Source organism: Streptomyces endophytica (genome assembly GCF_026153355.1).
GTDB classification, from domain to species: domain Bacteria; phylum Actinomycetota; class Actinomycetes; order Streptomycetales; family Streptomycetaceae; genus Streptomyces; species Streptomyces endophytica.
In genome coordinates this window covers 5,357,828-5,371,365 of sequence record NZ_CP110636.1, presented here as the reverse complement: position 1 = coordinate 5,371,365, position 13,538 = coordinate 5,357,828, and the positions used below count along the sequence as shown (strand labels likewise).

The 13,538-nt window shown below is 74.3% G+C and carries 10 protein-coding genes and 2 pseudogenes; 6 read left to right on the top strand and 6 right to left on the bottom strand.

Features of this window, described 5'->3' with window-relative positions:
* Positions 1–116: 116 nt before the first annotated feature.
* The 3 genes and pseudogenes from OJ254_RS23905 to OJ254_RS23895 all read left to right on the top strand — a co-directional run bounded on the left by OJ254_RS23905 (position 117) and on the right by OJ254_RS23895 (position 3,361).
* Positions 117–1,096 (top strand): annotated as a pseudogene (locus OJ254_RS23905) (LysR family transcriptional regulator).
* Positions 1,093–1,965: a serine hydrolase gene (locus OJ254_RS23900; protein ID WP_423835945.1), complete on the top strand. Its 873-nt coding sequence runs from the start codon at positions 1,093–1,095 to the stop codon at positions 1,963–1,965. The pseudogene OJ254_RS23905 and the gene OJ254_RS23900 overlap by 4 nt, the downstream one beginning before the upstream one ends.
* Before the next feature lie 181 nt (positions 1,966–2,146).
* Complete coding sequence (locus OJ254_RS23895; protein WP_265363983.1) at positions 2,147–3,361, top strand: beta-ketoacyl-[acyl-carrier-protein] synthase family protein; 1,215 nt, start codon at positions 2,147–2,149, stop codon at positions 3,359–3,361.
* Positions 3,362–3,386: 25 nt separating this feature from the next.
* Here the strand turns inward: OJ254_RS23895 and OJ254_RS23890 are convergent, their stop codons facing one another.
* The 4 genes from OJ254_RS23890 to OJ254_RS31735 form a co-directional block, all read right to left on the bottom strand.
* A complete protein-coding gene (locus OJ254_RS23890; protein ID WP_265363982.1) occupies positions 3,387–4,481 on the bottom strand; it encodes a PP2C family protein-serine/threonine phosphatase in 1,095 nt (364 codons plus the stop codon).
* Positions 4,482–4,580: 99 nt separating this feature from the next.
* Positions 4,581–4,778 carry a hypothetical protein gene (locus tag OJ254_RS23885; protein WP_265365283.1) on the bottom strand — a complete coding sequence of 66 codons (198 nt, stop codon included), beginning with the start codon at positions 4,776–4,778 and terminating at the stop codon, positions 4,581–4,583.
* Between the two features lie 106 nt (positions 4,779–4,884).
* On the bottom strand, positions 4,885–5,313 hold the full coding sequence (locus OJ254_RS31740) for a LuxR C-terminal-related transcriptional regulator (protein WP_423835944.1): 429 nt from the start codon (positions 5,311–5,313) through the stop codon (positions 4,885–4,887).
* A 14-nt stretch (positions 5,314–5,327) separates the two neighbouring features.
* On the bottom strand, positions 5,328–7,607 hold the full coding sequence (locus OJ254_RS31735) for a winged helix-turn-helix domain-containing protein (RefSeq protein WP_423835943.1): 2,280 nt from the start codon (positions 7,605–7,607) through the stop codon (positions 5,328–5,330).
* Positions 7,608–7,889: 282 nt separating this feature from the next.
* Between OJ254_RS31735 and OJ254_RS23870 the strand changes: the two genes are divergently transcribed.
* Positions 7,890–9,494 (top strand): MFS transporter, encoded by a 1,605-nt coding sequence (locus tag OJ254_RS23870; protein WP_265363980.1) that lies wholly within the window; start codon positions 7,890–7,892, stop codon positions 9,492–9,494.
* On the opposite strand, the pseudogene OJ254_RS23865 reads toward OJ254_RS23870, so the two are convergent.
* Positions 9,480–10,809, bottom strand: a pseudogene (locus OJ254_RS23865) (diacylglycerol/lipid kinase family protein). The gene OJ254_RS23870 and the pseudogene OJ254_RS23865 overlap by 15 nt on opposite strands.
* A gap of 96 nt (positions 10,810–10,905) precedes the next feature.
* Positions 10,906–11,247 carry a hypothetical protein gene (locus tag OJ254_RS23860; RefSeq protein WP_265363979.1) on the bottom strand — a complete coding sequence of 114 codons (342 nt, stop codon included), beginning with the start codon at positions 11,245–11,247 and terminating at the stop codon, positions 10,906–10,908.
* Here OJ254_RS23860 and OJ254_RS23855 point away from each other — a divergent pair.
* On the top strand, positions 11,236–12,117 hold the full coding sequence (locus OJ254_RS23855; RefSeq protein ID WP_265363978.1) for a hypothetical protein: 882 nt from the start codon (positions 11,236–11,238) through the stop codon (positions 12,115–12,117). The two genes, OJ254_RS23860 and OJ254_RS23855, sit on opposite strands and share 12 nt — an antisense overlap.
* Complete coding sequence (locus OJ254_RS23850) at positions 12,114–13,514, top strand: DUF2252 domain-containing protein (RefSeq protein ID WP_265363977.1); 1,401 nt, start codon at positions 12,114–12,116, stop codon at positions 13,512–13,514. The genes OJ254_RS23855 and OJ254_RS23850 overlap by 4 nt, the downstream gene beginning before the upstream one ends.
* The last annotated feature ends 24 nt before the right edge of the window (positions 13,515–13,538 follow it).

Genomic DNA, 13,538 nt, shown 5'->3' with positions numbered 1-13,538 from the left:
GGCCGCGGCGCGGTGTGGGGAAGGCATCCATGTCCCGAGGACAGCAATGCCCACCGCATCCTGTCCAAGACCGATATCGATCTCGGATCGATCAATTCTCGATATGATCGCTGGCCATGGACCTGGTTCGGCATCTGGAGTGCTTCGTGGCTGTTGCAGAACAGTCACACTTCGGCCGTGCCGCGGCCGAGCTCGGCATTGCCCAGCCGCCGCTCTCCCAGCGCATCCAGCGGCTGGAGCGGGAGTTGGGGTCCGGCTGTTCGAGCGCACCAGCCGGCAGGTGACGATCACCGAAGCCGGGACGCTGCTGCTGGCCGAGGCGCGGGAACTCCTCGCCCGCTCCGAGGCGTTCATGGCCACCGCCCGCCGCATCCGGGACGGCGAGACCGGCCTGTTGCGCGTCGCCCTGCTGCCCGACCTCGCCGGCGAGACCGTCGCCGCGGTGCTGGCGGACTTCCCCCGGCACCATGCCGGCCTGGAACTGGAACTGCACGAGCTGTCCACGGCTCAGCAACTCGCCCGGTTCGCCTCGCAGGACCTGGACGTCGGCGTCATCCACCACCCCTGCGACGTCACCGGTCTGGAGCTGGGCCCGGTCCTGCGCCGCGAGTTGGGCGTCCTGCTGCCGCGCAGCGCCGCCGCGGCCGCGCTCGACGAGGTGCCGCTCGCCTCGCTCACCGGGTACGACCTGATCCTCTTCCCCCGCACCAGCGCCCCGGCGCTCTACGACGACCTGCTGACCACCTGCGCCCGCAACGGCTTCACCCCCGCCGCCGTCCGGCACGGCCAGGGCGCGAGCTTCGTCCGCGGCCTGGTCCTGTCGGCCGGGGCGGTGGCCTTCGGCCCGTACGACACCCAGCCCGCGGACGTCCGCGACCGGAGCGCGGACGCCGGATCGGGTGTCGTGTGGCGTCCGCTGGCCGGTGCCCCGCTGGCCTGGCGGCACTCCGTCGCCTGGCCGAAGGGCCGTGGTGACGCCGCGGTCGGCGCGTTCGCGGACGCGGCCACGCACGCGCTGCGCACCACCGCCGGTGCGCGGGCCGAGACGGCCCCGCGCCCGCTGCACCTTCGCCCGGCATCGGAGTACTGGCTGTGACCGACACCCCCGCCCGCATCGAGGCGGCCTTTGCCGAAGCCGGCGTCACCGGCTGGCTGCACGCCCTCGACATCGACTCCGGCGCACAACTCGGCACGGGCGCAGACCAGTTGGTCTGCACGGCCAGCGTCCACAAGCTCTGTCTGCTCGTCACCCTGCACCAACTGGCCGCCACCGGCGCTCTGGACCTCGGCGAACCCGTCGAGTGCCCGCCGGCCGGGCGCACCGCGGGCCCCACCGGACTGGCCGCGATGCTCGACCCCGTCCGGATGTCCGTGCGCGATGTCGCGTACCTGATGATGGCGGTCAGCGACAACGCCGCCGCCGACCTCCTGCTGGGCCGCGTCGGCCTGGCCGCCGTCAACCGCACCACCCAACGCCTCGGCCTCAGCGGCACGCACGCCGTCCACACCTTCGGCGAACTCCTCGCCACCATACGCACGGACGCCGGCCCCGACGGCGCCCGGGCGCTGACCGACCCGCACGTCATCACCCGGCTCCGGGCCCTGGACCCGGCGCGCACCAACCGCAGCACCCCGCGCGACATGACCCGCCTGCTCGGCGCCGTCTGGCGCGACGAGGCCTGCACCCCCGAACACGGCGCCGCCATCCGCCGCATCCTCGGCCTGCAGGTCTGGCCGCACCGCATGGCTTCCGGCTTCCCCTTCGACGACGTGCACGTGGCGGGCAAGACCGGCAGTCTGCCGACCGTGCGCAACGAAGTCGGCGTCGTCGAGTACCCCGACGGCGGCCGCTACGCCGTCGCCGTCTTCACCCGCACCGCCCATACCGCCGCCACCCTGCCCGCGGCCGACGCCGTCATCGGCACGGCCGCCCGCATCGCCGTCGACGCCCTGCGGGCTCGGTAGCCGGCCGTTCTCCCCGCGCCTTCCTGCCCGGTATTTGTCTGGACCTATCTTGTGAGGGTCCCACAACTCCGAGGCCGTCGAATCAGCCCACTTGCCGATCTTTTCGCTGCTCAGACACTGGCATGCTCGAAGCAGGTCGTTGCAGACCTTGTGCGTTTCCTATGCCCTTGGGAGGAGCGGGATGACCGCGATGGATCAGGTGCTGGTGACCGGTGTCGGTGCGATGACGCCCTTGGGCGGTGACGCGCCGTCGACCTGGGCGGGCCTGCTGGCGGGGAAGTCCGGCGTGCAGGCCCTGAACGAGGAGTGGGCCGCGGACCTCCCGGTCCACGTCGCCGCCAAGCTCTCCGACGACCCGGCGGCCGCGCTGCCCCGGCCGGAGGCGCGGAAGCTGGACCGCGTGGAGCAGATCGCGCTGGTCAGCTCCCGTGAGGCCTGGCAGGACGCCGGCGCCCCGGACGTCGACCCGATACGGCTCGCCGTCGTCATCGGCACCGGGACCGGCGGCATGCTGACCACCCTCGGCCAGGACGACCTCTTCGAGACGTCCGGCGCCCGCCGGCTCTCGCCGTTCGCGGTCCCCATGCTCATGGCCAACGGCCCGGCCGCCTGGGTGAGCATGGACCTCGGCGCCAAGGGCGGCGCCCGCACCCCGGTCAGTGCCTGCGCCTCGGGCGCCGAAGCACTGGCCATGGCGCTGGACCTGATCCGTGCCGACCGGGCGGACGTGGTGGTCGCCGGCGGGGTGGAGGCGTGCCTGCACCCCTTCACCCTCGCCGCCTTCGCCCAGATGAAGGCCCTCTCCCCGCAGCACGAGCACCCCGAGTCCGTCTCCCGGCCCTTCGACGAGGCCCGCAGCGGCTTCGTCATGGGCGAGGGCGGATGCGTGCTGGTGCTGGAACGCGCCGAGTTCGCCCGCGCCCGGCGGGCCCGCGCCTACGGCACGCTGGCCGGTGCCGGCATCACGTCGAGCGCGGACCACATCACCGCCTCCAACGCGGAGGGCCAGGTCCATGCCATCGGCGCCGCGCTGCGGGACGCCGGGGTGAGCCCCCGGGACATCGGCCACGTGCATGCGCACGCCACCTCCACCGAGTCCGGCGACCTGGCCGAGGCGCGGGCCATCGGCCTCGCCGTCGGGGACCACGCCCCGGTCACCGCGACCAAGTCGATGACCGGTCACATGCTCGGCGCCTCCGGCGCGGTGGGTGCCCTGTCGGCGCTGCTCACCCTCCGGGACGGTGTCGCACCGGCCGTACGCAACCTCGAACGGCTCGATCCCCGGGTGGAGTTGGACGTGGTACGCGGCGAGAACCGGACCGGCCGGTGGCACGCCGCGCTCGCCAACTCCTTCGGCTTCGGCGGACACAACGTCAGTCTCGTGTTCACCGTGTGACGTCGTCCGCCGTCGTCCGCGGCCGTCAGGCGGCGCGGCCGCGCCGGGTGACCACCAGGATGGCCATGTCGTCCGCGTGCACGCCCTCGGTCCAGCGGCCGACGTCGTCCGTCAGGACCTCCACCAGTTCGTCGGGGTCCTCGAACCGCCGCTGGAGGCGCTCGGAGTCGACGGGGTCGTAGAACGTGCCGTGGCGGTCCCGCGCCTCGGTGACGCCGTCGGTCACCAGCAGCAGCGACGCGCCCGGGGGCAGCCGCACCACATCGACCGACGCCGAGCCGGCCGGGGCGAGGTCACCCAGTCCCACCCCGAGGGGCAGTTGCGGGGCGGTCGGGTCGAGCCGCACGATCCGGCCGCCGTACACCAGGTACGGCGGTGGATGACCGCGGTTCACCAGGCTCAGCGCCGCACCGTCGGCGGAGACCTCGGCCAGCACGGCGGTGGTGAAGCCCTCCGTCGAGATCAGCGGGCCGCTCCGGGCCGCCTCCCTGGCCAGCGCCTCGTCCATCCGGTGCGACAGCGCGGCCAGGGTGGAGGCGTACTCGGCCTCCTGGCGGAACGCCCCGATCGCCACCGCCACGGCGGCGACGGCCGCGATCCCCTTCCCCCGCACGTCCCCGATGATCATCCGCACCCCGAAGGGCGTCTGCTGCACCGCGTAGAGATCGCCACCGATCCGCGCCTCGGCCTGTGCCGCCGTGTACCCCGCGGCCACGGCCAACGGGCCCACCTCCCGCGGTGGGTGCGGGAGCACCGCCCGCTGGACCGCCTCCGCGACATCCCTGGCCCGCGCCAGATCGCGGCCCTGCCGCACGATGAGCCGGTTGACCACGAGGGCCAGCACACCGATCAGCCCGACCACGGCCAGATCGACCAGCAACGGCGTCGCCGGGCGCTCCCGTTCGACGTCCACCGCCACCGAGACCACGCAGGTGACGCACACGACGGCGAACGCGGAGCGGAAGGACAGCGTGGCGCCCGCGATGAGCGGGGCGGCGGCCAGCAGCGGCAGCCCCGTGTACGGCTCGGGCGCCAAGAGATCCAGCAGTACGCCGGCCGCCAGCACCAGCGCCGCGAGGATCCACGGCACCTTCGTCAGCGTGGGTTGCAGGACGTTCACCGCGCCTCTCCTGCTGCCGGGCCGCGCTCGCGGACCGGAGGGTACGGGCCCGCTGCCCCGGGTGGGAGCGGGCGGGGCCCTCCTCCCGGGCAGGCTCCCTCATTCCGGCAGGCGGCGCATCTCCTCGACCCGCAGCCCGAGGTCCTGGAAGCGGGCGAGGAGCCCGTACAGATGGGCCTCGTCCGTGACCGTGCCGAAGAACAGCGTCTGCCGGGTGACCGGTTCCGTCTCCAGTTCCGGGAACGCCTCGGACAGGAGACGGGACACATCGCCGGTCACCCGGAATTCGTAGCGCATGGTCGTGTCGCTCCCCACCGCTGGGGCACCTTCAGCAGCAGCGTGCGGCCGGCGGCGGACGACGCCACCACCCGGAACAGGTGGGACCCGGCGGACCGGCACGGCGTCAGAGCACGTGCAGTTCCCTGGCCCGCTCCACCGCGTCCCGGCGCCGGGAGACGCCCAGCTTGCGGTAGACGCTGCGCAGGTGGGTCTTGACGGTGTTGACGGAGAGGCGGAGCTCGTCGGCGATCTCGTCGGCGGTCATCATCCGCTGCACGCACCCGAGCACCTCGCGTTCCCGGCTGCTGAGGGAATGCACCGGGCCGCGGAGGGCCGCGCCGCCCCGTGCCGCGAGCCAGGCGCCCCGGGCCGGTGCGGTGGTGGCGCCGTCGATGCCGCCCAGCAGATGGCGCAGCCAGGGGCCGGCGTCGGTGAAGGGCCGGCGCAGCCGCTCGGGCCGGGCGGCGTCCAGCGCGTCGACGAGCAGCTGCCGAGCGGTCGTCCGGTCGTCCGCCAATACGGCGGCATGGGCGCGTACCAGCTGGAGGGCCACCCGGTCCGGCAGGCTCAGGTCCGCCGAGCCGCCGGCACGGTCCAGCAGCTGACGGACCCGGTCCGGGCGCCCGGCGACGAGGTGGGCGCCGGCCAGAGTGATGAGGGGCGCCGGTCCGTCGGCGGGGACGTCGTGCACGGCGGCGACGGCGGCCCGGTGGTCCCCGCGGGCCAGCTCCACGACCGCGCGGGTGAGGGCGAGCCGCTGGGCGGGCCACGGCTCGTCGGCGGCTCCCGGGGCGGGGAGCGCGTCGAGGGCCGCCTGCCAGCGCCCGCACGACAGCTCCAGGCGGGAACGCAGGACGGCTGCCTCGGCGGCCAGGACCGGGTCGTCGGGCACGTCGGGGCAGGCCAGGGCCTGTTCGAGGCGGCGGTGGGCGACCTCCCGGCCGTCGTGTTCGTCCCGTTCGAGCGCGACCACGGCCAGAGCGAGACAACCGGCCCCCGAGCACCGTTCCGGGGCGATGACTTGATCGTCGGCGGGGCCAGTGCCCGCAGCGCGTGGTCCTCCGCGGACGTCAGGGCGCCCTCGGCGCTCTCGGCCAGCGCGAGCAGGCCCAGCGCCCGGTGGCGCAGCGGCAGGGTCGCCTCGGTCGCGCAGGCGTCGACGGCCTCGGCGGCGAGGCGGCGGGCCTCGCCGAGGCGACCGGCACCGAGGAACGCCCGGGCCAGCCCGTGCAGCCGCAGCGCCTCGATCTCGGGATGCGCCCGGACCAGCCCTAGCGGCAGCCGCCGCAGCAGGTCCGAGGCGGCCCGGGCGGCCTCCTCGGCTGCCCTGAGCCGCCGGTCGTCTCCGTCACCGCGCCGGCCGTGCTCCGGTCGCCGGCTTCCCTCCGGCCCGCACAGCAGGCGGAGGAGGACGTGGGTGAGCGCGACCTCCGGGTCGGGCTGTGTGCCCTGCCCGGGCAGCTGTCGCTGGGCCCTCTCCCGTTCGGCCCCGGCGAGGTGCGTACGGCAGCCCGCGCGGTCCTGCTGCGCCAGCCGGCAGGCGGCGGCCACCAGGGCCGGTTCGTCCCCCGGCACGGACGAGGGCATACGGGCGAACGCGCCCTCCACACGCTCGGCTTCCGACGTGGCGAGCAGGGTCCCGACCAGCAGCTGATGGACGGCGAGCGAGGCGCCGTACGGCCAGTCCCCGGCCTCCGCGGCGTGCTCCAGCGCCTCCGTGACACGGTCCGCCCCGGCGAGCCAGCGGGCGGCGCGGGCATGGAGGCGCGGGGCGAGACCGGGGTGCCGGATCCGCAGCTGGGTGCGGAGTACCTCCGCGAACAGGGGGTGGACCCGGCACCAGGTGGTGCCGGGCACCGGCTCGACGAAGGCGTTGTCGTGCGTGAGCCGGGCCAGGATCGCCTCCGCGTCACCCCCGCCGCCGAGGGCGTTCGCCAGATCCGGGTGGATGCGGTCGAGCACGCTGGTGCGCAGCAGCAGTTCCGTGGTGGCGGCGGACTGGGCGTCGAGCACCTCCGCGAGCAGATAGCCGGACACGGCCTGCTCGGAGCGGACGAACGAGCGGACGAACGCGGCCGGATCGCCGGTCCGGCACATGGCCAGGACGCACAGGCGCAGCCCGGCGGCCCACCCTTCGGTGCGCCGGGTGAGGGCCTGCGCGACGTCGTCGGGCGGCCGGAGACCGTGCCGGCGCAGCAGTACGGCCGTCTCGTGCGGGGTGAAGGCCAGGTCGGCGCCCCGGACCTCCGTGAGCCGGTCCTCTGCCCGGTAGCGGTGCAGCGGCAGCAGGGGATCGACACGGCTGGTGATGACCAGTCGCCACAGCGGCCCGGCATGGTCGAGGAGGAACTCCAGACCGGCCGGGACGCGCCGGCCCGCCACCTTCTCGAAACCGTCGAGGACCAGGACCACGGGTGCGGGCAGCCGCTCCGTCGCGGCGGCGAGCCGGGTGAGCAGGGAGGTGCCGGCCTCGCCGGGGGAGGAGGGCATCCCGATGCCGTCGGGCAGCCGGGGGAGGGCCCGCCGCAGGGCCTCCACGACGTAGCTCCAGAAGACGCCCGGCGTGCGGTCGTACGCGTCGAGCGTCAGCCAGGCGACCGGGCCGGGCGGCCCGCCGCTCCGCGCCCAGGCGGCGGCGAGGGTGGTCTTTCCGGTGCCTGCCGGGCCGGTGACCAGGGTCAGCGGCCCGGCGGCGCCCGCACTGAGCCCGTCGAGCAGCCGGTGTCTTGGGACGTGGGCCCGCGGGGCGGCCGGCACCGTCAGTTTGGCGTCGAGCAGGGGATCGCCGGACCAGGGCAGCGTCGCGGGCGGACCGGCGTCCGGGAGCGCGCGTCCGGTCGAAGCCATCCGATCACCACCGTGCGACAGGCCCGGCGGCCCCCGCTCCGCACCCGTCCACCACTCCGTCCACCACGCCGGGCCCGGCCGTCCCGGCGAACCCGTCATGTCCCTGCACCTCCATCTTCGCCACCACCGGCCGGTGATCGCACGACGGCCGTGCGGTGGGCCTGGCCGGTCGGGTGACACGCCCCCTGGCCAAGGGAGCGTGGGGCACCGGACGGCTCTAGGGTGCGATCAGGAGTCGCTCGCCCCTCATCGGGGAGCACCGGAACGCGGAGAGGTGCAGGCGTGCAGCGATGGCGAGCCCTGATCGTGCTCGGGACGGCGCAGTTCCTGATGGTGCTGGACACGTCGGTGATGAACGTCTCCATCAGCAGGCTGGTCGAGGACTTCGACACCGAGGTCACCGCGATCCAGGCCGTCATCACGCTCTACACCCTGGTCATGGCCGCCTTCATGATCACGGGCGGGAAGCTCGGCGACGCGTTCGGGCGCCGCCGGGTCTTCACCGTCGGACTGATCGTGTACGCGGTCGGCTCCGCCCTCACCTCGCTGGCACCGTCGCTGTGGGTGCTGGCCCTGGGCTGGTCCGTGATCGAGGGGCTCGGCGCCACGCTCGTCCTCCCGGCCCTCGCCGCGCTCGTCGCCGGCGCCTACCGGGGCAGGGAGCGGTCGGTCGCCTACGGCGTCATCGGCGGCCTGGCCGGTGCCGGCATCGCGGTGGGGCCGCTGCTGGGCGGGTGGGTGACGACGTATCTGACCTGGCGGCTGGTCTTCGCCGGCGAGGTCGTGGTGGTCGTCGCCATGCTGTGCGTGGTCCGGTGGATCCCCGATGCCCCGCCGGAGCCGGGGCCGCGCACCAAGCTGGACGCGGTGGGCGTGGCACTGTCCGCGGCCGGGCTGGCCCTCGTCGTCCTGGGCGTGCTGCAGAGCAGTTCCTGGGGATGGCTGAAGCCGCGCAATCCTCCCTTCACCCTGTTCGGCTTCGCCCCGACCTTGTTCGTCATCGCCGCCGGGGCCGTCCTGTTGTGGCTGTTCTGTTCCTGGGTGCGGCGGGCGCAGGAGCGCGGACGGAGCCCGCTGGTCCGGCTGTCCCTGTTCGCCGTACCGCCGCTGCGCTCCGGCCTGACCATGTTGCTCTGCCAGAACCTCGTCCTGCTCGGCCTGTTCTTCGTCATCCCCCTGTACCTCCAGGTCGTCCAGGGCCTCGACGCCTTCCAGACCGGGGTCCGCCTGCTGCCGGTGTCGGTCACCATGCTGCTGTCCGCCATGGCCGGCCCGCTGCTCGGCCGGATCGCCGCACCCCGCACCGTGGTGCGCTGCGGTCTGCTCGTGCTCGTCGTGGCGGCCGGGTGGCTCCTCGCGACGATCGAGCCCCGGATCGACAACCTCTCGTTCGGCCTGGCCATGGCCGTCCTCGGCCTGGGCATGGGACTGCTCGCTTCCCAGCTGGGCAACATCACCCAGTCCAGCGTCGGGGAGACCGAACGCAGTGAAGCGGGCGGCCTGCAGTACACCGCGCAGAACCTCGGGTCGTCCCTCGGTACCGCGCTCATCGGATCCCTGCTGATCGGCGCCCTGGTCAGCGCCTTCACCACGCAGATCGAGGACAACCCGAAGATCTCCGACGCGGCACGCCACCAGGCCGGCATCGCCATGGAGGCCGGGGTCAGCTTCGTGAGCACGGACCAGGTGCGCGCGGCGGCGGAACACGCCGGGCTGCCGCCGTCCGAAACCGATGCGCTCGTCGACTCCTACGCCACGGCACAGCTGAACAGCCTCAAGGCCGCCGTGCTGGCCGCCGCGGCCATCCCGCTCGTCGCCTTCCCGTTCACCCGCCGGCTGCCGGCGGAGTTGCCGGCCGGAGGGGCCGCCCGCTCAGCCGGCGGCTGACCCACGGCCCGCGGGGAGGGCGAGGGTGCCCAGGCGCCGCCAGTCCAGCCGCGGCCGCGCCGGCGGGACGCCCGGACGGTGCCGGGGCACCCGGACCCGTAGCGCGGCCGGCTGCGAGACACAGCGCACGGGAGTGGGCAGCGCCAGCGACTCGCCGTCGACGCCGACCCGCACCTCCGGCCGGTCGGCGTCGACCACGAGCGCCTCGGCGGTCACCGAGACCAGCCCCTGCGCGTGCCGGCCGCGCAGCAGACCGGCCGCCTGGACCGCACTGTCGACCGTCACGCACAGCATGCCGAGCACACCACCGTCGAGCCGGTCGCGCCGGCCCAGCCCCGCACGATCACCGACCCGGTACGGGTTGTTGCTGACCAGCACGGCCTGCGGCCCGTCGACACCGACGTCCCCGGCGCTGACCGACAGCCGCGGACCGTGCTGATGGGTCAGCACATCGGGCAGCAGCCGCAGCAGCGTGCCGACCTTGTCGTCGCGGTATGCCGGACTCTGCACGACCTCCGCGTACGCACCGAAGGACGCGTTGTTGACGAAGGCCCGTCCCCCCACCCGCCGAGGTCCACCCGGAACTCCACCCCGTCGGTCAGCGCCTCAAGGCTCAGCGACGGGTCGTCCCGGTCGAGCCCCAGGTCCAGCGCGAAGTGGTTGCGCGTCCCGGCCGGGATCACCATGAACGGCACGTCGTGCTCCGCGGCCACGGCCGCCACCAGAGCCTGCGTGCCGTCACCACCCGCCACTCCGAGCAGGTCGGCCCCACGGGCGAGGGCGTCGCGGGCGAGCCCGGCCACGTCCCCGTGGTGGGCGGCGTCGAGCAGCAGCACCTCCGCGCCCAGCGCCTCAGCCTTCTCCCGCAACCCGAAACGCCCCACCTTCCCGCCACCGGAGCGCGGATTCATCAGGAGGCAGGCGCGCTCGGGCGGCCGCACCGGACGGCCGGGGGACGCCCGCGCGACGGCATCCGCCCGCAGCGCGGCCCAGCCCGCCGCGGCGGCCAGCACCCACAGCGCCAACGAGACCAGCACGAGCCAGAGCAGACGCGCCGCCACGTACGACACGAGCACCGCCACCGGCGCCAGCACGGCCAGGACCAGCGCCACCCCGCGCGCCACCCCCGGCGGGACAGCGCCCACCATCCGGCCGCCACCGAAACCGCCAGGCCGGCCGTCCCCAGGGCCACCAGTACGAGGCTCCGGAGCCCCGCCACGGACAGCAGGAGCACCGTCGCGCCGACGCCCGCCACGATCGCCAACCGCGCGCTCCAGCGCTGTGCCACCCGTCCGGGCGCGGCGACACGTCTCATGGCACCTCCTGGGCTCGTGGCGTCTTCCGGGCTTCTCGTGGGGCCCGCGGGCTCGCGGCCGGTGTCCCCAGCGGCTCGCCGCCGGTGGTCGTGGCTTCATGGTGGCGGCCCGGTGCAGTCGGCACCGTCACCCGCAACGGGTGAGGCAGGCCGGGCGGGCGGCACGCAGAGTGGCAGTGCCGCCGGGTGCAGGCCGTACCAGTGGCGGCGGACCGCACCAGCCGTCCACCTGCCGGGCCCGCACCACAGGCCAGTCCACCACCACGGCTGAGCAGCGGGCCCGGCGTCACGGAGAGCGCGCAGGAACTGGAGCCGGATGAACGGCGGCAGACGGACCACCGACCGGTCGCGGCCGGCCCGGCCGGACGACTCGGTGATCGTGCAGGCCCAGGCGCTGTTGCCGATGATCTGGGCCGACCCCAGCACATGCCCGAGCAACTGGCCTTCTTCGCGGTGCGGCGGTTCGGTCCGCGGGCCGCCGCCGCCATGGCCCGGCGCAAGCAGCACAAACCGGAGGCCGGGGACGACGAGCTCGCCGGGGACGCCGTCGCCCACGGAACGCGGATGTCGATCGCCGGCGGCGCCGTGCTCGGCGGGCCCTTCGTGGTCCTCATGCCGGTCAGCTTCGTGGCGGCGCTGCTCTCCCAGGCCCAGATGATCCTCGAACTGGCCGCGCTCGCCGGACAGGACCCCCGCAACGAACGCCGCGTGGCGGACCTGCTGGTCCTGCAGGACGTCTACCCCTCGACCGAGGCGGCCGAGGCCGCCCTGCCCGAGGTGCCGCGCCATCCACAGGGCGGCCGGGGCCGGCTTCCCCGCCGGACCCGGTGGTCCCTGCTCGTCAGGATGGCGGCGATCCTCGGCATCACGGGGGGCGGGGAGAAGCCGAGCAGACTCCAGCGGGTGCTGTCGACGGCCCTGATCGGCGGCCTCTTCCTCGTGGGCATGGTGCTGCCGTTGATCTGGGTGCCGGCCCTCGCGTGGTTCTACCGGCAGAACTGCCTGCGGCTCGGTGCGAAGGCCGTGCAGTACTACACGCCGGGGGCCACCGGGGACCGGGTCAGGCACCGGCGCCGCATCACCCGCGTGCCCCGGGCGATCGGCATCGCCGCCGTCCTGCGCTTCCTCGCCCTGACCGTGGTGCCCTTCCTGGCCGCCGCCGCGGTCGTGCTGGCCGGGGTGCGGGTCGTCGGCGGATTCTGGGGCACCGCCCTGCTCGTGCTCTTCGCGGCCTCCCTGCTGGCCGCGGGTGCCTGGTTCGTACGGCAGCGGTCACGGCTGGCCGAGGAGGGAAGGGACGGGCCATGAGGACGGACGCACCCCACCCGACACCTGCCGAACGCGCCAGGCGCGGCAAGGCGGCGCGTGAACGCGTACCGCGCTCGTCCCACGCCGAGTTCGAGCCCGGGCCGGACCGGCCCGCTCCGGTCGACGTCCTCGACCGGCAGAGCGCCGGACGCGTGCCGGACCTCGTCCCCGTCCGCTACGAGCGGATGCTGGAGTCGCCCTTCGCCTTCTACCGCGGCGCCGCGGCCCTGATGGCCGCGGACCTCGGCACCCGCCCCCGCACCGGGATCGAGACCCAGCTGTGCGGCGACGCCCACCTGTTGAACTTCGGGCTGTACGCCTCGCCCGAACGCCATCTGGTCTTCGACGTCAACGACTTCGACGAGACCCTGCCCGGCCCGTGGGAGTGGGACGTCGAGCGGCTGGCCGCCAGTATGGCGATCGCGGGCCGCGACAACGGCTTCGCGGCCGCGCAGCGCCGGGACGTCGTCCGTGCCACCGTCCGCTCCTACCGGCAGACGATGCGCGGCTTCGCCGGCATGCGCAACCTCGATGTCTGGTACGCGCAGTCCGACACCGATCACCTGCGCGTGCTGTTCGCCGACCGGCTCGGCGCGCGCGGCCGCCGCCGGCTCGCCCGGACCCTGGAGACCGCGCGCAGCCGGGACCACCTGCAGTCCTTCGAGCGGCTCACCGAGGTCGTCGACGGCACCCGTCGGATCGCCGCCGACCCGCCCTTGATCGTCCCGCTGGGCGACCTGCTGACCGGTACCCACCGCGCCGAACTCGAAGGCCACCTCCGCCGCCTCATCGAACGCTACGGCCACAGCCTCCCCGCCGACCGCCGGCACCTCCTCGGGCAGTTCCGGATGGCCGACGCCGCCCGCAAGGTCGTGGGCGTCGGCAGTGTGGGCACCCGCTGCTGGATCGTGCTGCTGCTCGGCAGGGACGACGACGATCCGTTGTTCCTCCAGGCCAAGGAGGCCGACCCGTCGGTCCTGGCGCCCTACACGGGCCCGACGGCGTACGCCAACGAAGGCGAACGCGTGGTGCACGGACAGCAGTTGATGCAGGCCGTCAGCGACATCTTCCTCGGCTGGGAACGCGTCACCGGCATCGACGGGCGCCAACGCGACTTCTACGTACGGCAGTTGCACGACTGGAAGGGCAGTATCCGCACCGACCGGATGCCGCCCGACCGGATGCGGCTCTACGGCGAGCTGTGCGGCGCGACGCTGGCCCGTGCCCATGCCCGGTCCGGCGACCGGATCGCCATCGCGGCCTACCTGGGCGGCGGGGACGTCTTCGACCGGGCCATGGCGGAGTTCGCCGAAACCTACGCCGACCGCAACGAGCGCGACTTCCGGGCACTCGCCGAGGCCGTGCACCCCGCCCGCGCCGTCGCCCGGCGGGATTGACCATCACGGCCCACCGGTACGCCC